Source organism: Erwinia sp. PsM31, assembly GCF_030433775.1.
Taxonomy (GTDB): Bacteria; Pseudomonadota; Gammaproteobacteria; order Enterobacterales; family Enterobacteriaceae; genus Erwinia; species Erwinia aeris.
This window is the reverse complement of sequence record NZ_JARUWZ010000011.1, coordinates 40,046-61,380: the sequence shown is the minus strand read 5'-3', so window position 1 is coordinate 61,380 and position 21,335 is coordinate 40,046. Positions and strand designations below refer to the sequence as shown.

Below are 21,335 nucleotides of genomic sequence, written 5' to 3'. Positions count from 1 at the left end.
TTAGCCCCAGGCGTAGCCTTCCGGCGGCAGTTGCTCGCCGTCCAGCCAGGCCGCGCCGTCCTGCATTTTCAGGCGGCCATCCGCAAACCAGCCGACCACCAGCGGATAAATAGCGTGCTCCTGATGCTGCACGCGCGCCGCGACCTCATCGATCGTATCTCCGGAAAAAACCGGTACTTTGGCCTGAAGGATCACCGGGCCACCGTCCAGCTCTTCGGTAACGAAATGCACCGAGGTGCCGTGCTCTTCGTCGCCGTTTTCAATCGCCTGGCGATGCGTGTGCAGGCCAGGATATTTCGGCAGCAGGGAAGGGTGGATATTCAGCATCCTGCCCGCGTAGCGCGCCACGAAATCCGCACTCAGAATACGCATATAGCCTGCCAGGATCACCAGGTCGGGCGCGTAGGCGTCAATTTCCAGCATCAGCTGGCGATCGAAGGCGTCGCGATCGGCAAACTGCGCGGCCGCCAGCGCATGAGCGGGCACGCCCGCCTCGCGCGCGCGCGTCAGGCCGTAAGCGTCGGCTTTGTTGCTGAACACGGCAGCAACGCTGCCGTGGATCCGTCCCTGCCGGCAGGCGTCCAGAATGGCCTGGAGATTGCTCCCCTGGCCGGAAACCAGCACGACGAGCCGCTTCATGCGTTAATCACCACGCGCTCTTCGGCATCGGAGGCTTTAATCACGCCAATCTTCCAGGCTTTTTCGCCGGCGGCGGTCATCAGCTCTACCGCTTTATCCGCTTCGCTGGCGTCCAGCGCAATCACCATGCCGACGCCGCAGTTAAAGGTGCGATACATTTCAAAGCGGCTGACGTTGCCCGCTTCCTGCATCCAGCCGAACACGGCAGGCCACTGCCAGCTTGACTCCGACAGCACCGCCTGGGTGTTGTCCGGCAGCACGCGCGGGATGTTTTCCCAGAAGCCGCCGCCGGTCAGGTGGGCGATAGCGTGGACGTCAACCTGCTCAATCAGGCTGAGAATATTTTTAACGTAAATGCGGGTTGGCTCCAGCAGATGATCCGCCAGCGGCTTGCCTTCAAGCAGGGTGGTTTCCGGGTCGGTATTGCTGAACGCCAGAATTTTGCGCACCAGCGAATAGCCGTTGGAGTGCGGGCCGCTTGAACCCAGCGCAATCAGCACGTCGCCGTCTTTGACTTTGCTGCCGTCGATAATTTCCGACTTTTCCACCACGCCAACGCAGAAGCCCGCCACGTCGTAATCTTCGCCGTGATACATGCCGGGCATTTCAGCCGTTTCGCCGCCGACCAGCGCGCAGCCGGACTGTAAGCAGCCTTCTGCAATACCGGTAATCACGCTGGCGGCCGTCTCCACATCCAGCTTACCGGTGGCGTAGTAATCAAGGAAGAACAGCGGCTCGGCGCCCTGGACCACCAAATCGTTCACGCACATCGCAACCAGGTCGATACCGATGGCATCGTGGCGCTTCAGGTCCATGGCCAGACGCAGCTTGGTGCCGACGCCGTCAGTGCCGGAAACCAGAACCGGTTCACGGTATTTTTGCGGCAGCGCACAAAGCGCACCGAAACCGCCCAGTCCGCCCATCACTTCCGGGCGACGAGTCTTTTTCACTACGCCTTTGATACGGTCGACTAAAGCATTGCCAGCATCGATATCTACACCGGCGTCTTTATAGCTGAGAGAGGTTTTGTCGGTCACTGCGAAATCCCCACGCGGTTTGCGGTTGGTGGTTGGTAATAAAGCGCGGCAATTCTAACAGCGCAGGCAAACGTTTGCGAGCCTCATCTTCGCCACCATTGCGCCGCGCTCACTTTACGCTAATCCTTAAGGGGATGGCAGGGATCCGGCAGAAGTCGGATTAAGTAATAGGTACTGGCTGCTAAATGGCGCTATAATCTCGCGATTTTTTTTTGCAGCCATACACTCCGGGAGTAAAACAATGAAGATCGTGGAAGTCAAACACCCGCTGGTCAAACATAAACTGGGTCTGATGCGTGAACAGGACGTCAGCACCAAACGTTTTCGTGAACTCGCCTCGGAGGTGGGAAGTCTGCTGACTTATGAAGCCACATCGGATTTAGAAACGGAAAAGGTCACTATCGAAGGCTGGAACGGCCCGGTGGAAATCGACCAGATCAAAGGCAAAAAAATTACCGTTGTGCCTATCCTGCGTGCCGGCCTGGGCATGATGGAAGGCGTGCTGGAGCACGTGCCCAGCGCGCGCATCAGCGTCGTGGGCGTGTATCGCGACGAAGAGACGCTGGAGCCGGTGCCTTATTTTCAAAAGCTGGTTTCCAATATCGAAGAGCGCATGGCGCTGGTGGTTGACCCTATGCTGGCGACCGGCGGCTCGATGATCGCCACTATCGACCTGCTGAAGAAAGCGGGCTGCAGCAGTATTAAAGTGCTGGTGCTGGTTGCCGCGCCGGAAGGCATCGCGGCGCTGGAAAAAGCGCATCCGGACGTGGAGCTGTATACCGCCTCCGTCGATCAGGGACTGAACGAAAAAGGCTATATCATTCCGGGCCTTGGCGACGCGGGCGACAAGATCTTCGGTACGAAATGATAAAGCCGCAGGCCTTTTATCCGCCCGTCCGGGGCCGGACAGCGTCCGGCATCGCCGCGCGTTGCCCAACGGCCGCGCCGGGCATCGGCCTGCAACCCGCGTTTTATCATGACTGCCAGCGATCAAGCCGACCAGAGAGTCGGTTTTTTATTGTGAAAAATAAGGGGTAACTCACCATGACGCGTCGCGCTATCGGCGTAAGCGAGCGGCCACCGTTGCTGCAAACCATCCCACTCAGCTTCCAGCATCTGTTCGCCATGTTTGGCGCGACGGTGCTGGTGCCTATCCTGTTTCATATCAATCCGGCCACCGTGCTGCTGTTTAACGGCATCGGCACGCTGCTGTACCTTTTTATCTGTAAAGGGAAAATCCCGGCCTATCTGGGCTCCAGCTTTGCCTTTATTTCGCCGGTGCTGCTGCTGCTGCCGCTGGGCTACGAGGTGGCGCTGGGCGGCTTTATCCTTTGCGGCGTGCTGTTCTGCCTGGTGGCGCTAATTGTAAAAAAAGCCGGAACGGGCTGGCTGGACGTGATGTTTCCACCGGCTGCGATGGGCGCTATCGTGGCGGTCATCGGGCTGGAGCTGGCCAGCGTGGCGGCGAATATGGCCGGTTTGCTGCCGGCTAACGGCGCGGCGGTCGACGGCAAAACCATTCTGATTTCCATGGTGACGCTGGCGGTGACCGTTTTCGGCTCGGTGCTGTTCCGCGGCTTTCTGGCGATTATCCCTATCCTGATCGGCGTGCTGGTCGGCTATGCGCTTTCCTGGTTTATGGGCATCGTAAACTGGTCATCGGTTGAAGCGGCACCGTGGTTTGCGCTGCCGACCTTCTACACGCCGCGCTTCGAGTGGGCGGCAATGCTGACCATTCTGCCTGCGGCGCTGGTGGTGATCGCCGAGCATGTCGGGCATCTGGTGGTTACGGCGAACATCGTTAAAAAAGACCTGCTGAAAGATCCCGGCCTGCATCGCTCGATGTTTGCCAACGGCGTCTCGACGATTTTTTCCGGCCTGTTCGGCTCTACGCCTAACACCACCTATGGCGAAAATATTGGCGTGATGGCAATTACCCGCGTTTACAGCACCTGGGTGATTGGCGGCGCGGCTATTCTTGCCATTCTGCTTTCCTGCGTTGGCAAGCTGGCCGCCGCGATCCAGGCGGTGCCGGTGCCGGTGATGGGCGGCGTGTCGCTGCTGCTGTACGGCGTGATTGGCGCTTCCGGTATCCGCGTGCTGATTGAATCCAAAGTGGATTACAACAAGGCGCAGAACCTGATCCTGACCTCGGTGATCCTGATCATCGGCGTCAGCGGCGCCACGGTGCATATTGGCGCGGCAGAGCTGAAAGGCATGGCGCTGGCGACTATCGTCGGCATCGGGCTGAGCCTGATCTTCCGGCTGATTACGCTGATCCGCCCGGAAGAGGTCATTCTGGATCCGCAGGATCGCGAGTAAAGATCTGACGGGCAGCGGCGCTGCCCGTTTCATAATCCTTAAAGAACTGTGATAAACTGCCGCCGGATTTCGACCCATTACTGAGGTGCTTCTGAACACTCCGGCACAGCTCTCACTGCCGCTCTATTTGCCCGATGATGAAACCTTCGCCAGCTTCTGGCCGGGGGATAACCCGTCGCTGATCGCCGCGCTGCAAGGGGCGTTACAGCAGGAGCACGGCAGCTATCTCTATTTCTGGTCGCGTGAAGGCGGCGGGCGCAGCCATCTGCTCCACGCGGCCTGTGCGGAACTCTCCGCGCGTGGCGAAGCCGTGGGCTACGTGCCGCTCGACAAGCGTACCTGGTTCGTGCCTGAAGTACTGGACGGTATGGAACAGCTGGCGCTGATCTGCATCGACAACATCGAGTGCATCGCCGGCGACGAACCCTGGGAAATGGCGATTTTCGATCTCTATAACCGTATTCTGGAAACGGGCCGCACCCGTCTGCTGATCACCGGCGATCGCCCGCCGCGCCAGCTGAACCTGAAGCTGCCCGATCTCGCTTCCCGTCTGGACTGGGGACAAATCTATCGTTTGCAGCCGCTGTCGGATGACGACAAGCTTCAGGCGCTCCAGCTGCGGGCGCGGCTGCGCGGTTTTGAACTGCCAGAAGATGTCGGCCGCTTTCTGCTAAAAAGGCTGGATCGGGAAATGCGCACGCTGTTTATGACGCTGGACAAGCTGGATCGCGCCTCGATCAGCGCCCAGCGCAAGCTGACCATTCCCTTCGTGAAAGAGGCGCTGGATCTTTAAAGGATAGCCAGCACCTGCTCCGGCGGCCTGCCCAGCCGCGCCTTGCCGTTAGCCACCACGATCGGGCGCTCAATCAGCTCCGGATAAGCGACCATTGCCGCCAGCAAATCCGCTTCGCTAAGCGTGGGATCGTCCAGGTTCAGCGCCTGATAGCGCGCCTCTTTGCTGCGCATCAGCTTGCGCGCAGAGCTGAAGCCCGCCTGAAGGAGCAGTCTTTCCAGCGTGGCGACAGTCGGCGGATTTTTCAGATAGAGCACGACTTCCGGTTCAATCCCTTTACTTTGCAACAGCGCCAGCGTTTCGCGGCTTTTGGAGCAGCGTGGGTTATGGTAAATCTCAACGTTCGACATCATTCGCTTACCTTTTCTGATACTGACGGAAACGCTGCTGTAAATAGCGCAGCTGATCGATACGGGCATCGTAGCGGGCCTGCTTGAGGCTGCCCAGCGGCACGGCGGCGCTGGCGTCGCTCAGGCTGCGGATCGCCTGATCCAGCTGGCCGTTCAGCGCCAGGCTTTCCGCCCGCGCCGCCTCTTCTTCATCCGTCAGCCCCTGAGCGGACGACGCCTGCGCCAGCAGATCCCAGCCGTTGGGATCGTCTTTATGCGTCCAGGTATAGCGATAAAGGATTTTGCTGGCGCTGGCGGGCTGCTTCGCCTCGACGTAAGCGTTAGCCAGGTTGAGCTGTACCACCGGGCTGGATGCTTTGGCTTTTTCCAGCAGGGCGATAGCGCGCTGCGGCTGCTTCAGGCCGATATCAATATCGGTCATCAGATCCAGATACCAGACGTTATTCGGCTGAGCGGCCAGCAGCGGCGCGATAATGCGTCGGGCGTTGTCATAGCTTTTCGCCTGCAGGAACTGAACGGCCTTGCCGTACTGCGCGGCGGTCTGCTCGCGCGTGTTGCCTTTACTCAATGTTTCCAGCAGATCGTCACCAAGCTGGTTTTTTCCCGTCGCGTACATGCCCAGCACGCGCACTTTCGCCATATAGAAATCCTGTGACGACTGCACTACGACGGGCTTCATCTGGTTGGCGCGGTTGCGGGCATCGGCCAGGCGGCTGTCGGGCAGGGGATGGGTCAGCAAAATTTCCGGCGGCTTAGAGGCGAAGCGGGACTGGTCGGACAGCTTTTGCAGAAAGTTGGGCATCGCCTGGGGATCGAACCCCGCGCGCTGCAAGACCTGAATGCCGATACGGTCAGCCTCCTGCTCGTTCTGCTGGGTAAAGCTGATCACGCCCTGCTGCGCGCCCGCCAGCGTGCCGCTTAACGCCGCCATCCCGGCCTGCGGGTTTGCCATCGCCAGCAGAATGGAGCCAAGCGCGCCCACCCAGGTCAGCGGCGCGTTACGCTGCTGCTCTTCCATCGCGCGCGCCAGGTGACGCTGGGTAACGTGAGAAATTTCGTGTGCCAGCACCGAGGCCAGCTGGCTTTCGTTTTCGGTATAGCGGAACAGGGCGGAATGCAGCACCACGTTGCCGCCGAAAAAGGCAAAGGCGTTCAGCTCGTCATTGCTGACCAGGAAAAAGTGGAACGGCGTCTTGACCGACCAGGCGTGCGCCACCAGCCGCTGGCCCAGCTGGTTGATATAGTCATTGAGCAGGGGATCGTTGATCAGCGGCGCGCTGGCCCGCAGCTGGCGAACATAGAAATCCCCCATCGCCAGTTCCTGATTAACGGAAAGCGTATTGCCTGCGGTGGTGCCGATATCCGGCAAAGTATCGCTGATGTCGGCCCTGGCAGGCTGCGCGGCTATCGTGGGCAGCAGGATCAGCGACGCCAGCGCGCACCTTTTCAGTCGGTTAATCATGCAAAATCCTATTCTGATAACGTCCTCAATTGCCCGGCAGAAGGATTAACGGTTCTGCAGGACGGCGCTCTTCAGCGGCTATCTTAACCAGAGGTGATAAGGAAGGAAACGCCGCTAAGCATGAATAAATACCGGGCCGGACGAGCATACCTTAAAGTCAGCGAAAAAAACTGAACGTAGGCCCTGCTGGCACACAGGGGCAGGAAAGCGGATTATTAAGTAAATTCAGGTAAATTTATTCAGTAAAATTGAATATGGCACGAAAATTGTTTAGGTTTACTCCTAAAAATGGCTGTAAACCGATCCTTCTCGCCGTCTCTTGCACAGGCCTTCCTTGCGTTTATCTTTATAATCCCGCTCCAGGCTTTATCAGAATTTTTTGCTTAGCCAAAGAACCATGGCTGACTCAGCAGGAATAATAAAAAGCGTTGAGGAGGAAATGCTTTTATACGCTGGCACTTTTTTCTGATTAAAAATATATCTCGCTTTTAAATAAAACAGATAAATAAAACCGACGAGCAGTGCCGCACTTATAAAAGCAGAGTAGCGCTTATTTACAGCAAGAAATAATTTACTCAATCTTTGCGTCAGATTTACACGATAACTTCACTTCCCTCTGTTCCGTTTCCGATTCGTTACGCTTTCTGGAGAGCATACTATGCGTCCTGTTGTGTCTTACGTTTTAATCGCTGCCGTGGCCGGTTTTATTGGCGCCAGCTTCTCTTCCGCCCCGGCTATTGCAGAGAAAATCAGCCAGCACTTCGGCGTTCAGGATAACGATCCTGACGGCTTCTGGAGCACGCCGGCTATCGATGGCTACGGCAAAATTCATTATGAGGCGGATGCGGCTTATAAGCCGGCCGTGGGCGACAGCAATAAAGTCGTGTTCCAGATAACCAAAGCGGAAAATGGCCCTAAAGTCCCTAACCTTGGCCTGGAACGCGTTGCCCGCGTGGTAAATTTATATATTGCTTCCGGAGTGCCGCAGGAGCAGCTTAAATTTGTGGTTTCGGTGACCGGCGACGGTACGCCAGCAATGTTAAATAACGCGGAATATAAAAAAGTCTTCGGCGTGGATAACCCTAATCTGAAGCTGATTAGCGAACTGCGCGCTAAAGGCGTGGACGTCTCCGTCTGCGATCAGTCAGTGGCTTTCCATCACTTTAAGCATGAGTGGATTGATACCTCCGTTACCCATGCACTTTCCAGCCCGACCACGGTCGCCACGCTGGAAAACCAGGGTTACGCTTTCCTCGCTATGTAGCCATCTTTGTCCCGCCCGTTATCGGTGCGGGACGCTACCCCCGCTGTCGCCTGAATTCGCCTTCTTATCAGTTACCTCTGCCCATCTGCAAAAAATTGAGTTAAAATCTCTAAGATTATTCCTAATGCTGACGATACTCCTTGTATGACTCCATGCTTCACCAGGGCATGACGCGTTACCAAACCAAATTAAAAAAAAGAAGCGACATCTATGAAATGTTTCCTCGGGGCTAATCTATGAGGCTTCCTCGTCTGAAGCTGGATTTGCGCACGCTGATTATGCTGCTGGCCTTCGCCAGCATTGCCATCACGTTGGCCAACTCTCTGTACGCCACCCGGCAAGTGCAGCGGGAAGTGCTGATCGAAAATACGCTGGAATCCAACCGGGTTTATGCGACCAAGCTCGCCTCTACCACGGAAATGTTTTTTCAGCTGGCGGAATCGCAGCTGGCTTTCAGTGCCAAAACGCTGGGACAGGGCGGCAATGATGACGCGCTGATGCAGCGTGAAGTCATGCGCCTGCGCGAGCAGACCAACAGTTTTAACTCGGCGGTGATTGTCGATGCCAACGGCTGGGTAAAAGCCATCTCTCCCGACTCGCTGATGCTCAAAGGCGTGCATCTGACCACGCCGGTTACCCGACAGGCGCTGAAAGAGCGTAAACCGCTGGTCAGCCAGCCTTCGCTGTCGGTCGCCAATAATTTAATGGTGTTCGTCTCCTATCCTATCTGGTCGCCCAACGGCGTCTATCTGGGTTTTGTTGGCGGCACCATCTACCTGAAGAAAAAGAGTATTCTCAACGAACTACTGGGCGAGCAGTTCTACCGTGACGGCTCTTCTCTTTACGTGGTCGACAGCGGCAACCGCGTGCTGTATCACCAAAACGGCACGTTAATCGGGCAGAAAATCGCGCCGCTGATTAGCGACGAGATGAAACAGGATAACGGCTCTCAGCAGGTGTCGAAGCAAAACGGCGAGCCGATGCTGGCGGGCTACGCAATGGTTGCCACGCCCGGCTGGATGATTGTGGCGATGAAGCCGACGCCCACCACGCTGACGCCGCTTACCAGCATGATGCTGCAGGTGGTGCAGCGCGCCGTTCCGCTGGCGCTGTTGACGCTGGCGTTAGCCTGGCTGTTTGCCTGGCTGATCGCGCGGCCGCTGGGGCAGCTGGCGGACAACGCCAGCCAGATGGATGCGCCCGGCGCGTCTACGGAGATTGGCGCCATCCGCTCCTGGTATTACGAAGCGGCGCAGATCAAGCGGGCAATGCTCACCGGCCTCGGCCTGCTGCAGGATAAAATTGGTCGCCTGAAGTTTGAGGTGCAGACCGATCCTATGACCTCCTTGCTGAACCGTCGCGGCCTGCACGCCGTGCTGGAGTATTTTTACGCCACGCGCCAGCCTTTTGCCGTGCTGGCGCTGGATATCGATCACTTTAAATGCGTCAACGACGGCTGGGGCCACGACGTGGGCGACAGCGTGATTAAAAGCGTGGCGCAGGAGCTGAGCAAAAGCTCGCGCCAGACCGATGTGGTATGCCGCAACGGCGGCGAAGAGTTTTTGATGATCCTGCCGGGCGCGGACCGGGAAATGGCGGCGGTAATTGCCGAGCGCGTGCGTAAAAAAATTGAACAGCTGGCGCTGGCCCCGGTGGGATGCGTGACGCTGTCGATTGGCGTAGCGCTGTGGAACGCGGACGAGATGCCGCTGGAGCAGGTATTTAAACAGGCGGACGACGCCCTCTACAGCGCCAAACATGCCGGACGCAACCGCGTGGTGGTGAGCGGGCAATGGCAGGAAACGGCGCAGGAGATTTACCGTCAGTATGGCTGAGGCCGGCGCTGGAAGCCGCGCGGCCAGCCATTTTTTCAGGTAGACTCTGCGGCTTCCTTCAGTAAGCCAGGACTTTTCCATGCTGGATCTTCTACTACAGTGGTATCGCCGGCGCTTTAGCGATCCCCAGGCTATCGCGCTGCTGGCGATACTGCTTGCCGCTTTCGGCATCCTTTTCTTCTTTAACGGCCTGCTGGCGCCGCTGCTGGTGGCGCTGGTTGTTGCTTATCTGCTGGAGTGGCCGACGGTACGTCTGGAACGGCTTGGCTGCTCGCGCGCCTGGGCCACTACTATCGTACTGATTTTCTTCGCCACTATTGTGCTGGTGCTGATCCTGGTCGTGGCGCCCGTCGCCTGGCAACAGGGCATCAATTTAGCGCACGAGCTGCCTACGATGCTAACCAGCCTGTATCACTTTGCCACGCGTCTGCCGGAGCGTTTCCCGGCGCTGATAGATGTCGGGCTGGTCGATATCGTGGTGGAAAACCTGCGCGCCAGGCTGAGCGGTATCGGCGATCAGCTGCTGCGCTATTCTCTGGCTTCGCTGGTGGGCCTGATGACGCTGGCGATTTACCTGGTGCTGGTGCCTCTGATGGTGTTCTTCCTGCTTAAGGATAAAGAGCAGATGCTGGCGGCGATCGGCCGCATTTTACCGCGTAATCGCGGCCTGGCCGGACAGGTCTGGCTGGAGATGAATCAGCAGGTTTCCAACTATATTCGCGGCAAAGTGCTGGAAATGGTGGTGGTCGGCGTGGCGAGCTGGATCGGTTTTCTGGCTATCGGCATGAACTACGCGCTGCTGCTGGCGGTGCTGGTTGGCGTGTCGGTACTGATCCCTTACATAGGCGCGCTGGCCGTGACCGTGCCGGTTATTGGCGTAGGCCTGGCGCAGTGGGGGCTGGGCGGCGATTTCTGGACGATGATTATCGTTTATCTGATTATTCAGGGGCTGGACGGCAATATTCTGGTGCCGGTGCTGTTTTCCGAAGCGGTGAATCTGCATCCGCTGGTAATTATTCTGTCGGTGGTGATTTTTGGCGGTCTGTGGGGCTTCTGGGGCGTATTTTTCGCTATTCCGCTGGCCTCGCTGGTGAAAGCGGTGCTTCATGCCTGGCCTGATGAACTGAATTCTGAACGTTCAGGGCTTAAATAGGTAATAAAGAGAGGAGAGAATATCTCCTCTCTTTATCTATTAATTCTTGTTGCGCTATTCATGAAATTATTTTCTGTATAATCGAGTCGCTATTCCGCAAAGGGATAATGAATTAAAGTTTTTTTCCGTGGAAGGAAGCGTAATGTTTTAGGTTTTTTTAAAGCCCTTCCTTTAACTCTTCTTCAAAAGGATTTTTATGGAAAGATTAAGCGGAAAACATTGGGTAAAAGAGTTTTTTGGCAGAGAGCCTGGCCGCAGCAGCGGAAATGATGGCAGCATTTGGCATGGCAAACCTGAACGTTGCGCCATCGTTAAGAAGCCGGCATACGGAAGGGAAAGTTATTGATATGGCCATTTCCTGGTCTGGGGTGTTAATAATAGAAGACAATAATAAAAAAACGCTAACTATCAGATCATTTCCGAAAGACGGCATGAATAAAGAACTTCATGAGGTGGGGAAAATATTTGGCGTCATTAAATACCGTGGTGGTATAAGCGATAAACCTCATTGGTCCTCGGATGGGCGGTAATATGAAAGCTCACTTAGCTGTTCTTGTTTTTAATTTTACTGTTTGCGGTTGTTCGTATGCCAATAAGCCTCCATCTGTACCCAAAGATTTGAAGGCATTTTTGGATAACGCCGAAGATTGCCAGCACTTTTCAGGCGAATGGGACAGTACGCTTTCAGCGGCACGCCAAAATGAGATAGAAAAGAAGGTAGAAACCGTCTGTGACCAGGCCAGAAGACAAAAGGAAAAATTAAAGAAAAGGTATTATGGAAATAAAATGATTGAAGCACAGCTGGATGACTACGATTTTTAACATCAGAAAACGTTATCGCAATGGGCGGTAATCACACCGCCCGTTTCACCATCAGGCCGATTGCAAATAGTCCATCACGATATCGTGGTGGTTGCTGGTTTTGAAATCATCAAACACTTTTTCGATTTTGCCGTCGGTACCAATCAGGAAGCTGATGCGGTGGATGCCGTCATAGGTTTTGCCCATAAAGGTTTTCTCGCCCCAGATGCCGAACTGCTCGCAAACCCGATGATTTTCATCCGACAGCAGCGTGAAGTTCAGCAGCTCCTTCTCGACAAAACGCGAGAGTTTTTCCGGTTTATCGGTGCTGATGCCCAGCACTTCCACGCCCGCTTTTTTCAGCTCGTCCATGCTGTCGCGCAGACCGCACGCCTGTACGGTGCAGCCCGGCGTCATGGCTTTTGGGTAAAAATAGACCAGAACGCGCTGTCCCTGGAAGTCGGTCAGGTTTACCTGCTCGCCATCCTGGTCGGGCAAGCTAAAGACGGGTGCGGGATCGCCGGCTTTCAGTGGATTCATCACTATTCTCCGTTTTTTCATCATGCTGTGGATACTGGACGACGCTAATAGTGCCTTGTGCACTTAACTCTGTACAGAGGCTGTTAAACGCCTGCTCAATAATGGCAGCATCCTGGCTGGCAGGACTGTGCGCGGTAATTTGAATATAGAGCAAGGGCGGCTGATTTTCTGCCGCAGGTTGCGTGCGTGAGACCAGTTCAGCAATATGCATCTGATGGGAATCAAAGAGATCGGTAAAGCGTTCGATAATATGCGCGGAGTCGGTGACTTCAATCTGCACCCAGACGGTAGCGGGCATAGGCGGCCTTTCGCGAAAGGTGGTGCGCTTCATCACGATCAGCAGCTCCAGCTCGGCGCCTTTCAGCGGCAGCGTCGATTCAATCAGCGCGATAGCGTTCCAGCTTCCTGAAAGCAGCATAATAAAAGTGAATTCATCACCCAATATGGCCAGGCGGCTGTCTTCGATATTGCAATCGCAGCTGCTGACGTGGCGGGTAATGGTATTAACAATCCCCGGTCGGTCGACGCCCACGGCGGTAATAACCAGGTGATGTTGCTCTGACTGCGGCAAAATAATGCTTCCTGTACGTCTCAGTGATTAGCAATTGTGATAACTCTTAGGTAAACATAAAAAATACCCTGTGCCAAGGGGCCTGGCAGGCTTGCCCGCTTGCTTTTCGTGGGCCGTCAAACGTACCATGAAGCACTTGTTTGTGGAGGGGATGGCTAATGTTTACGGGAAGTATTGTTGCGCTCGTTACGCCGATGGACGACAAAGGGTCCGTCTGTCGCGCAAGTCTGAAAAAACTGATTGATTATCATGTTGCCAGCGGAACAGCGGCAATTGTCTCCGTAGGAACAACGGGCGAATCGGCAACATTAAGCCACGACGAGCATGGTGACGTGGTCATGCTGACGCTGGAGCTGGCCGACGGGCGCATTCCCATCATTGCCGGTACCGGCGCCAACGCCACGGCAGAAGGCATCGCGCTGACGCATCGTTTTGAAAACAGCGGCGTGGTAGGCTGCCTTACCGTCACCCCATACTACAATCGTCCAACCCAGGAAGGGTTGTTCCAGCACTTTAAAGCCATCGCCGAAAGCACCGATCTTCCGCAAATGCTCTACAATGTGCCGTCGCGTACCGGTTGCGATATGCTGCCGGAAACCGTAGGCCGTCTGGCGAAGATCAAAAATATTATCGGAATCAAAGAGGCGACCGGGAACTTATCGCGGGTTAGCCAGATCCAAGAGCTGGTCGATGACGATTTCGTGCTGGTCAGCGGCGACGACCTTTCTGCCCTCGACTTTATGCAGCTGGGCGGCAGGGGCGTTATCTCCGTAACGGCCAACATCGCCGCGCGCGAAATGGCGGAGCTCTGCGCGCTTGCGCAGCAGGGCAACTTCCGGGAAGCGCGCCGCCTTAACCAGCGTCTGATGCCTCTGCATCAGACGCTATTTATTGAGCCTAATCCTGTCCCGGTAAAATGGGCTGCTAAAAAATTAGGATTAATTGCAACCGATACGCTGCGTCTACCAATGACGCCGATGACTGATGCCGGTCGTCCGGTTGTTGAGCAGGCACTGAAAGACGCAGGCCTGCTGTAAATTTAGGGAGAAGTAATGGCTTACTCAGTACAAAAGTCGGCAATCGCAAAAGTGGTTGGCCTGTCGCTGGTGATGTTGTTGGCGGCATGTTCGAGCGATCAGCGCTACAAGCGCCAGGTCAGCGGCGACGAATCTTACCTCAAAGCTGCGGATATCAACGAGCTGCACGCGCCAGCAGGAATGATCCTGCCGCTGCAAAACGGTGATTTTGATATCCCTTCCGCCAGCGCGAAAGGCGCCGTCGGCAAGCAGCTGGATATCCGTCCACCGGCCCAGCCGCTGGCGCTGATCAACGGCGCCCGCACTCAGTTTGCCGGCAACTCCGGCGTGCTGCTAATCGATAACGCCAGCGGCGCGCTGTGGCCGCAGGTTGTGACGGTAGTGCAGACGCGCAACTATCCGATTGCCAGCCGCACCGACGGCAGCCAGACGCTGACCACCGACTGGGTGCAGTGGAACCGCGCTGATGAAGATCATCAGTATCGCGGCCGCTACCAGATAGCCGTGCAGCAGCAGGGCTATCAGCAGGCGCTGAGCGTGAAGCTGCTGGAGCTGGAGCAGGAAGGTAAAGCCGTTACTTCACCCGTCCAGCTGCAGCGCTACACCGCGCAGATGCTGAACGAGCTGAGCGCTGGCCTGGATAAAATCGCCACGACTCGCGACGACGCGGCGGTTAAAGGCAGCACTGCGCAAATCAACGTGCAGAGCGGCGCGGACGATACCGGCCTGCCTACGCTGGTGGTGCGCGCGCCGTTTAACCTGGTCTGGGAGCGTCTGCCGACCGCGCTGGAGCGCGTGGGCATGAAGATCACCGACCGCAACCGTCCGCAGGGCAGCCTGAACGTGACCTACAGCGCCCCGTCCAGCGAGACCTGGGACAGCATTGGCGCGAAAGATCCTGAGCTGACCGACGGCAACTATAAGCTACAGGTCGGCGATCTGGATAACCGCAGCAGCCTGCAGTTCCTGGATCCAAAAGGCCATGCGCTGACCCAGTCGCAAAACGATGCGCTGGTCGCCGTGTTCCAGGCGGCATTTAACAAATAATCGAAAGGCCGACGCGCGTCGGCCTTTTTTATTTGCTGCCGCGTAATCGATTGCTTCGGTTTTTTCGCGTCCGATCATACAATGGACGCAACAGTTCATACCCGACCGGTTTCGGCCTGTTCGCAGGCGCAAAGCACCGGGCATTTCACGTTTGGAGTAAAGAGATGAAAAAGCAAGCTGAGTTGTATCGCGGCAAAGCGAAAACCGTTTACAGCACCGAAAATCCGGATCTGCTGATACTCGAATTCCGCAACGATACATCAGCCCTGGACGGTGAGCGCATCGAACAGTTTGACCGCAAAGGAATGATTAACAATAAATTTAATCACTTTATCATGAGCAAGCTGGCGGAAGCGGGCATCCCTACCCAGATGGAAGCGCTGCTGTCGGACAACGAAGCGCTGGTCAAAAAGCTGGAAATGGTGCCGGTGGAGTGTGTAGTGCGCAACCGCGCGGCAGGGTCGCTGGTGAAGCGCCTGGGCGTGGAAGAGGGCACCATCCTGAACCCGCCGCTGTTCGATCTGTTTTTAAAAGACGATGCGCGTCACGATCCCATGATCAACGAATCCTACTGTGAAACCTTTGGCTGGGTGAGCAAAGAGAACCTGGCGCGTATGCGCGAGCTGACCTACAAAGCCAACGACGTGCTGAGCCAGCTTTTCTCCGATGCCGGTCTGATCCTGGTGGACTTCAAGCTCGAGTTCGGCCTGTTCCACGGCGAAGTCACGCTGGGCGATGAGTTTTCCCCGGACGGCGCGCGCCTGTGGGACAAAGAGACGCTGAATAAAATGGATAAAGATCGCTATCGCCAGAGTCTGGGCGGTCTGATTGAAGCCTATGAAGAAGTGGCGAATCGTCTGGGCGTGAAGCTGGACTGATTTCCCCCGGCCGTGGGTGTCGCCACGGCCGCTTTTCTCTTACCTGCTCCGCTAATCTACCTCTATTCTGAAATACCTTTCCGTTCCGGCCCGGCAGCCGCCGCAAGGCTGGTGTTAGCGGCTATGCGCGACTAAAATCACTCCAACAGTTCATAATCCGAGGTAGTGTATGCGTTGGCAAGGGCGCCGTGAGAGCGATAACGTGGAAGATCGCCGTAATGAATCCGGTGGTAACTCAATGGGCGCGGGACGGATGCGTATTCCGCGCGGCAAAGGTGGCATTATTCTGCTGATCGTCGTGATGATTGCGGGCTACTACGGCTACGATTTAACGCCTTTATTGACCGGCGAGTCGACCTCGCTCTCTTCACAACAGCAGCAGCAGCGAAGCACGCCGCAGCAGGATGAGGCGGCGAAATTCACCTCGGTGATGCTGGCCACCACGGAAGACACCTGGCAAAAAATCTTCGAGAAAATGGGCAAAACCTATACGCCACCCAAGCTGGTGATGTATCGCGGTGCAACCCGTACCGGCTGCGGCACGGGACAGTCCGTGATGGGGCCGTTCTACTGCCCGACCGACAGCACCGTCTACATCGATCTGTCGTTCTATGATGAAATGAAAAACAAGCTTGGCGCCGATGGCGACTTTGCGCAGGGCTACGTGGTCGCGCACGAGGTCGGACACCACGTGCAGCATCTTCTTGGTATTGAACCTAAGGTGCGTCAGCTGCAGCAGCAGGGCGGCCAAAAGCAGGCGAACCAGCTTTCCGTGAAGCTGGAGCTACAGGCCGACTGCTTTGCCGGCGTTTGGGGCCACTACATGCAGCAGGAAAACGTGCTGGAGCCGGGCGATTTGCAGGAGGCGCTGAACGCCGCCGAAGCGATCGGGGACGATCGTCTGCAACAGAAAAGCCAGGGACGCGTAGTGCCGGACAGTTTCACCCACGGCACCTCGGAGCAGCGCTACAGCTGGTTTAAAAAAGGGTTCGACAGCGGCAATCCTGGCCAGTGTGACACTTTCAGTGGCTGATCTGCGCGACGTCATTACGCAAACGGAACAGCTACAGCGGCAGGGAATGCGCAGGCTGATGGTTATCAGCGGCGAGGCGGAGTGGTGCCAGCAGCAGGCGCAGCAGTGGCTATCGCTGCTGCCCGGCGACTGGCTGTGGCTTGGCGATGCGCCGCAAAGCCCGCTGCATTGCGCGCCCGAAGCGGTGCGGACGCTGCTGGGGCAGGAGTTTCTGCACGCCGTGTTTGACGCGCGTCACGGCTTCAACGCCGAGGCGCTGGCGGTGCTGGCGGGCACGCTGAAAGCGGGAAGCTGGCTGCTGATGCTGGTGCCGGAATGGGTCGGCTGGCCAACGCAACCCGATAAAGATTCGCTGCGCTGGGGAGATACCGCTACGCCGCTCGCCACGCCTAATTTTGTCTCCCGTCTGCAAAAGCTGCTGCTGGCCGATCCACAGGCCGCGCGGTTTTGCCAGCATCAGGCGCCCGTTTTGCCTGCGCCGCCGTTCGCGCCAGACTGGCAGCCCGATGACGACGGTCAGCAGCAGGCTCTGTTGGAGCAATTGCTGATGGCGAAACCGGGTATCTACGTGGTCACCGCGCCGCGAGGACGAGGCAAATCCGCGCTTGCCGGGTTGCTTGCCGCCCGCTGGCCCGGCCGTGCGCTTATCTCTGCCCCCGCGAAAGCCGCCACCGACGTGCTGGCAACCTACGCGGGCGACGCTTTTGATTTTATCGCGCCGGACAGGCTGCTGGCGCTCGACCCGGCGGCGCGTCCCCGGGATGTTGACTGGCTGCTGATTGACGAAGCGGCAGCGATCCCCGCGCCGATGCTTGAGCAGCTGGTCAGGCTTTTTCCGCGCACGCTGTTAACCACCACCTTGCAGGGTTATGAAGGGACGGGGCGCGGCTTTATGCTGAAGTTCTGCGACAGCCTGCCCAACGCTACGCTGTGCCGACTTGACCAGCCTTTGCGCTGGTCGGCGCACGATCCGCTTGAGCAGTTTATCGATCGCGCCCTGCTGTTCAGCGAAGCGGAGCCTGAAATTGTCAGCGCGCCGGTGCGCTTTTGTTTTCCGCATCAGGCGGAATGGCAGGAAAACCCGGCGGTGCTGGAGGCGATTTATCAGCTGCTCGCCAGCGCGCACTACCGCACTTCGCCGATCGATCTTCGGCGCATGATGGACGCGCCGGGCATGCGCTTCAGCGCCGCGCTGCAGGCGGACAAAGTTCAGGGCGCGCTCTGGCTGGTGGAGGAAGGTGGATTAACGGCGGAGCTGGCGCAGGCCGTGTGGGCAGGACTGCGTCGTCCGCCAGGCAACCTGGTGGCGCAGTCGCTGGCGGCTCACGGCGGCTGGCCGGAAGCGGCGCAGATGCGCTCACGCCGTATCAGCCGCATCGCCATCATGCCCGCGCTGCGGCGGCAGGGTGTCGGCAGGGAGATGGTGCGGCACAGCGTCAGTCAGGCGGAAGGGCTGGACTTTTTCTCGGTGAGTTTTGGCTATACGCCTTCGCTATGGCGTTTCTGGCAGGCCTGCGGGTTCCGGCTGGCGCGGGTGGGCACGCGAACGGAAGCGAGCAGCGGCTGCCACACCGTGATGGCGATACTGCCGCTGAGCGAACAGGGAAGGGCGCTGGCCGACAGGGCGGAGCGTCGGCTGGCGCGCGACTGGCGCTGGCTGCGTCCTTTTCTTCATGACGTCGATCTGACTTTCCCGAAAGTTGAGGCCACTGGCCTGGATGAGGACGACTGGCGCGAGCTGGCGGGCTTTGCGTGGGCGCAGCGCTCGTTCGAGGCCGCTATCGGTGCGCTGGGCCGACTGCTGGAAAACGCCCCGCAGCCGCTGCCGTTATTACAGGGCGCGCTGACGGAAGGGCTGGCTCAGGCAGAGCTGGTCAAACTGTCGGGGCTGTCGGGGCGTAAGGCGTTGCTGAACGGCTGGCGGCAGGAGGCGGAACGGGCGCTGACAGCGCTGGATAATGAGCGGGCAGAAACATGGCGGCTAAAGATAATGAAGACAGGGCAGTCGGACATAAATTAAAACAGGGGCCGTCGCCCCTGTCGTTTACTTCTTCTTCGGCCAGTCGTCTTCATCGTCCCATTTATCGTTAAAATCGCGATGCGGCGGCAAATCCGGGCGGTTATCCATATATTTTTTATGGTCGATACGCTTCAGGTCTTTATACACATTCATCAGAATGCCCACCATCAGCACAATCCCCAGCAACCACCAGTACTCTTTCAGCCATTCCATATTTGATCCTTACGCTATCAATTGTTCCATAATGCGCTGATACATCCGACTCAGCAGCTGGAGGTCGGCAGCCTTAACGCACTCATTTATTTTGTGAATGGTGGCGTTGACCGGCCCTAACTCCACAACCTGCGCGCCCATACGGGCAATAAAGCGGCCGTCGGACGTGCCGCCGGTCGTCAGCAGCTGCGGCTTGATCTCATTATAGTGCTCAACGGCGTTTACCACCGCCTCGACCAGTTTGCCGGTAGAGGTTAAAAAAGGCTGGCCGGAAACCACCCAGTCAAGCGTATAGCGCAGCTGATGCCGATCCAGCAGCGCCTGTACGCGCTCTTTGATCAGCGCGTCGGTCAGCTCGGTGCTGAAACGGAAATTAAACTGCACGAAAAACTCGCCGGGGATCACGTTGTTGCTGCCGGTTCCGGCCTGGACATTGGCAATCTGCATGCTGGTCGGCGGGAAAAACTCGTTGCCCCGATCCCATTCTGTCGCCGTCAGCTCGTTCAGCGCAGGCAGCGCGCGATGTACCGGATTATCAGCGAGGTGCGGATAAGCGACGTGGCCCTGTACGCCATGAATGGTCAGGTTGGCGGTCATCGAACCGCGACGGCCGTTTTTCACCACGTCGCCCACGATTTCCGTGCTGGAAGGCTCGCCGACCAGGCAGTAGTCCAGGCGCTCGTTGCGCGCCATCAGCGTCTCGACAACTTTGACCGTGCCGTTTACGGCGCTGGCTTCTTCATCGGAGGTAATCAGAAAGGCCAGGCGGCCCTTGTGGTGCGGATGGGCGGCGACAAAACGCTCGGCGGCGACAACCATGGCGGCCAGCGAGCCTTTCATATCCGCCGCGCCGCGTCCAAACAGCATGCCGTCGCGGATGGCGGGTTCAAACGGCGGGTTGATCCAGCGGTTGGCATCACCTGCGGGCACCACGTCGGTATGCCCGGCAAAGGCCAGCGTTTCGCCTTCGCCGCGCCATGCCCAGAAATTTTGCGTATCGCCAATATTCATTAATTCAACGGTAAAGCCCAGCGCCTTAAGGCGCTCGATCATCACAGCCTGGCAACCGGCATCATCCGGGCTGAGGGAAGGGCGACGAATAAGCTGCTGCGTCAGCTCAATGACCGGACAATACATAATCAGGACTTCTCCACGATAAAAGATGCGTAAGCGGTTTCGTTAAAACCCAGCAGCATAGAGCCGTCGGCCCGGCAGAGCAATGGGCGTTTAATCATCGCCGGCTGTGCCAGCATAAGCTGCTGCGCGGCCGCCGCGTTGTCTACCGCGCTGCGCGTCGCTTCATCCAGTTTGCGCCAGGTGGTTCCACGCGTGTTCAGCAGCGCCTCCCAGCCCAGCGTATCGCTGAAGCGCTGGAGCAAATCCGCCTCCAGCCCGTCGGCGCGATAGTCGTGAAACTGGTAAGCTACACCGTTAGCATCCAGGTACTTTCGTGCCTTTTTGATGGTGTCGCAGTTTTTAATGCCGTACATCGTCAGCATGGCGGGTTCCCTTCTATTTTCTGTGGGCTTCATCTATATTCGATACTGCTCAGGCGCTGAGTTTACAATGGATACGCCTGCGAGGCACGGAAGACGGCATAAACCCAGGAACAGAGGAGAGGGAGGGATAATATGAACTATATGGAAGCGTCTTCCGCCCATACGGTTGAAGAGACGAAATCGACAATTGTGATCGCCAGAAAAAAAGAGACCCGCTGCGATGAGTTTAATCACATCGTTGAAGCGGTACTGGCCGAGCATCCCGATGCCAAAACCCATATAGACAGCGAGAGCGGCGGCTACGACAAAATTATTGTGCTGAAGTAGTAAATGCGCGAGGGGGCTTCAGGCCCCCTCAAAAATTTCCCGTGCTTCATACCTCGTGCTTCGCCTGATGTCTCGTACCTTGTACTGCGAACCTCGTAATCCATACCTGATATCTCGTATCGCGTGCTTCGTATCTGAAGTCTGGTTTTTGTCTTGCCAAATGCCTTTTGCTGACATATCAGCCTAATCAAGCGGTTAGCCGATCGTCCGATCCCTGATGATAAGCAGGCTATTAATTCCCTTAAAAATCAACCGATAAGAAATGTGCGCGGCCGCACGTTTTAAGATAATTCTTAATTTTATACCCCTGTTCATGGCCGAAAGTTGTTCACTTCGCCTTAGGAATAATCCTATAATGACCGCAACACAACGAGAGAGGTGATGTATGATTGATTTAGAACTGGGGAACTGGAAAGACTTTATCGAAACGATGTTGACTCGTAAGTAACACATTCATAAAGAAAAATCCGGCAGCACGCCGGCAAGCTTTACCTTCAGTAACCGAATTTAAAAA

The 21,335-nt window shown here is 56.8% G+C and carries 24 protein-coding genes; 15 read left to right on the top strand and 9 right to left on the bottom strand.

Annotation, left to right across the window (positions count from 1 at the left end; genetic code table 11):
- Together purN and purM are read right to left on the bottom strand one after the other, a co-directional pair.
- Positions 1 to 639 carry a phosphoribosylglycinamide formyltransferase gene (purN, locus tag QCD69_RS10950; protein ID WP_253459388.1) on the bottom strand — a complete coding sequence of 213 codons (639 nt, stop codon included), beginning with the start codon at positions 637 to 639 and terminating at the stop codon, positions 1 to 3.
- Complete coding sequence (gene purM / locus QCD69_RS10945; RefSeq protein ID WP_253459391.1) at positions 636 to 1,676, bottom strand: phosphoribosylformylglycinamidine cyclo-ligase; 1,041 nt, start codon at positions 1,674 to 1,676, stop codon at positions 636 to 638. Before purM ends, purN begins: the two co-directional genes overlap by 4 nt.
- Positions 1,677 to 1,917: 241 nt before the next feature.
- On the opposite strand from purM, the gene upp reads away from it, so the two are divergent.
- The 3 genes from upp to hda all read left to right on the top strand — a co-directional run bounded on the left by upp (position 1,918) and on the right by hda (position 4,791).
- Positions 1,918 to 2,544, top strand: coding sequence for a uracil phosphoribosyltransferase (gene upp, locus QCD69_RS10940; protein WP_125289554.1), 627 nt, complete (start codon positions 1,918 to 1,920; stop codon positions 2,542 to 2,544).
- Positions 2,545 to 2,720: 176 nt separating this feature from the next.
- Entirely contained in the window at positions 2,721 to 3,998 is a 1,278-nt protein-coding gene (gene uraA, locus QCD69_RS10935) for a uracil permease (protein WP_301252008.1), read from the top strand.
- Between the two features lie 85 nt (positions 3,999 to 4,083).
- The gene (gene hda / locus QCD69_RS10930; protein WP_125289556.1) at positions 4,084 to 4,791 is read left to right on the top strand and encodes a DnaA inactivator Hda; all 708 of its coding nucleotides are present in this window, start codon (positions 4,084 to 4,086) and stop codon (positions 4,789 to 4,791) included.
- Here hda and arsC read toward each other — a convergent pair.
- Together arsC and QCD69_RS10920 are read right to left on the bottom strand one after the other, a co-directional pair.
- Positions 4,788 to 5,141, bottom strand: coding sequence for an arsenate reductase (glutaredoxin) (gene arsC / locus QCD69_RS10925; RefSeq protein WP_253461249.1), 354 nt, complete (start codon positions 5,139 to 5,141; stop codon positions 4,788 to 4,790). The two genes, hda and arsC, sit on opposite strands and share 4 nt — an antisense overlap.
- 7 nt (positions 5,142 to 5,148) lie before the next feature.
- Positions 5,149 to 6,603 carry a beta-barrel assembly-enhancing protease gene (locus QCD69_RS10920; protein WP_253459397.1) on the bottom strand — a complete coding sequence of 485 codons (1,455 nt, stop codon included), beginning with the start codon at positions 6,601 to 6,603 and terminating at the stop codon, positions 5,149 to 5,151.
- A gap of 658 nt (positions 6,604 to 7,261) precedes the next feature.
- On the opposite strand from QCD69_RS10920, the gene QCD69_RS10915 reads away from it, so the two are divergent.
- From QCD69_RS10915 to QCD69_RS10895, 5 genes are all read left to right on the top strand, one after another.
- Entirely contained in the window at positions 7,262 to 7,867 is a 606-nt protein-coding gene (locus tag QCD69_RS10915; RefSeq protein ID WP_253459402.1) for a DsrE family protein, read from the top strand.
- A gap of 236 nt (positions 7,868 to 8,103) precedes the next feature.
- On the top strand, positions 8,104 to 9,702 hold the full coding sequence (locus QCD69_RS10910) for a sensor domain-containing diguanylate cyclase (RefSeq protein ID WP_301252006.1): 1,599 nt from the start codon (positions 8,104 to 8,106) through the stop codon (positions 9,700 to 9,702).
- Positions 9,703 to 9,781: 79 nt separating this feature from the next.
- Entirely contained in the window at positions 9,782 to 10,855 is a 1,074-nt protein-coding gene (locus tag QCD69_RS10905) for an AI-2E family transporter (RefSeq protein ID WP_125289561.1), read from the top strand.
- Between the two features lie 236 nt (positions 10,856 to 11,091).
- Positions 11,092 to 11,385, top strand: a complete 294-nt coding sequence (locus tag QCD69_RS10900; RefSeq protein ID WP_301252004.1) for a hypothetical protein — start codon at positions 11,092 to 11,094, stop codon at positions 11,383 to 11,385.
- Position 11,386: 1 nt separating this feature from the next.
- Entirely contained in the window at positions 11,387 to 11,677 is a 291-nt protein-coding gene (locus QCD69_RS10895; protein ID WP_301252003.1) for a hypothetical protein, read from the top strand.
- A 51-nt stretch (positions 11,678 to 11,728) separates the two neighbouring features.
- On the opposite strand, the gene bcp is transcribed toward QCD69_RS10895, so the two are convergent.
- Together bcp and QCD69_RS10885 are read right to left on the bottom strand one after the other, a co-directional pair.
- On the bottom strand, positions 11,729 to 12,196 hold the full coding sequence (gene bcp, locus QCD69_RS10890) for a thioredoxin-dependent thiol peroxidase (RefSeq protein WP_253459414.1): 468 nt from the start codon (positions 12,194 to 12,196) through the stop codon (positions 11,729 to 11,731).
- Positions 12,156 to 12,767 (bottom strand): glycine cleavage system transcriptional repressor, encoded by a 612-nt coding sequence (locus QCD69_RS10885; RefSeq protein ID WP_125289565.1) that lies wholly within the window; start codon positions 12,765 to 12,767, stop codon positions 12,156 to 12,158. Before QCD69_RS10885 ends, bcp begins: the two co-directional genes overlap by 41 nt.
- Before the next feature lie 158 nt (positions 12,768 to 12,925).
- Between QCD69_RS10885 and dapA the strand changes: the two genes are divergently transcribed.
- The 5 genes from dapA to QCD69_RS10860 all read left to right on the top strand — a co-directional run bounded on the left by dapA (position 12,926) and on the right by QCD69_RS10860 (position 18,782).
- Positions 12,926 to 13,804, top strand: a complete 879-nt coding sequence (gene dapA, locus QCD69_RS10880; RefSeq protein ID WP_301252001.1) for a 4-hydroxy-tetrahydrodipicolinate synthase — start codon at positions 12,926 to 12,928, stop codon at positions 13,802 to 13,804.
- A 15-nt stretch (positions 13,805 to 13,819) separates the two neighbouring features.
- Entirely contained in the window at positions 13,820 to 14,851 is a 1,032-nt protein-coding gene (bamC, locus tag QCD69_RS10875) for an outer membrane protein assembly factor BamC (protein WP_253459416.1), read from the top strand.
- Between the two features lie 164 nt (positions 14,852 to 15,015).
- Positions 15,016 to 15,729, top strand: coding sequence for a phosphoribosylaminoimidazolesuccinocarboxamide synthase (gene purC / locus QCD69_RS10870; RefSeq protein ID WP_253459418.1), 714 nt, complete (start codon positions 15,016 to 15,018; stop codon positions 15,727 to 15,729).
- Positions 15,730 to 15,898: 169 nt separating this feature from the next.
- The gene (gene ypfJ, locus QCD69_RS10865) at positions 15,899 to 16,762 is read left to right on the top strand and encodes a KPN_02809 family neutral zinc metallopeptidase (protein WP_253459420.1); all 864 of its coding nucleotides are present in this window, start codon (positions 15,899 to 15,901) and stop codon (positions 16,760 to 16,762) included.
- A 1-nt stretch (position 16,763) separates the two neighbouring features.
- Entirely contained in the window at positions 16,764 to 18,782 is a 2,019-nt protein-coding gene (locus QCD69_RS10860) for a tRNA(Met) cytidine acetyltransferase TmcA (protein ID WP_441004983.1), read from the top strand.
- Between the two features lie 24 nt (positions 18,783 to 18,806).
- On the opposite strand, the gene QCD69_RS10855 is transcribed toward QCD69_RS10860, so the two are convergent.
- The 3 genes from QCD69_RS10855 to QCD69_RS10845 are packed head-to-tail and all read right to left on the bottom strand — an operon-like array spanning position 18,807 to position 20,494.
- Complete coding sequence (locus tag QCD69_RS10855) at positions 18,807 to 18,995, bottom strand: YpfN family protein (protein ID WP_253459424.1); 189 nt, start codon at positions 18,993 to 18,995, stop codon at positions 18,807 to 18,809.
- A gap of 9 nt (positions 18,996 to 19,004) precedes the next feature.
- Positions 19,005 to 20,132, bottom strand: coding sequence for a succinyl-diaminopimelate desuccinylase (gene dapE, locus QCD69_RS10850; protein ID WP_253459426.1), 1,128 nt, complete (start codon positions 20,130 to 20,132; stop codon positions 19,005 to 19,007).
- A 2-nt stretch (positions 20,133 to 20,134) separates the two neighbouring features.
- Positions 20,135 to 20,494 carry an ArsC family reductase gene (locus tag QCD69_RS10845; protein WP_253459427.1) on the bottom strand — a complete coding sequence of 120 codons (360 nt, stop codon included), beginning with the start codon at positions 20,492 to 20,494 and terminating at the stop codon, positions 20,135 to 20,137.
- Positions 20,495 to 20,626: 132 nt separating this feature from the next.
- Between QCD69_RS10845 and QCD69_RS10840 the strand changes: the two genes are divergently transcribed.
- Together QCD69_RS10840 and ypfM are read left to right on the top strand one after the other, a co-directional pair.
- Positions 20,627 to 20,821 carry a hypothetical protein gene (locus tag QCD69_RS10840; protein ID WP_125289573.1) on the top strand — a complete coding sequence of 65 codons (195 nt, stop codon included), beginning with the start codon at positions 20,627 to 20,629 and terminating at the stop codon, positions 20,819 to 20,821.
- 385 nt (positions 20,822 to 21,206) lie between these two features.
- On the top strand, positions 21,207 to 21,269 hold the full coding sequence (ypfM, locus tag QCD69_RS10835; RefSeq protein WP_148101251.1) for a protein YpfM: 63 nt from the start codon (positions 21,207 to 21,209) through the stop codon (positions 21,267 to 21,269).
- Positions 21,270 to 21,335 lie beyond the last annotated feature (66 nt).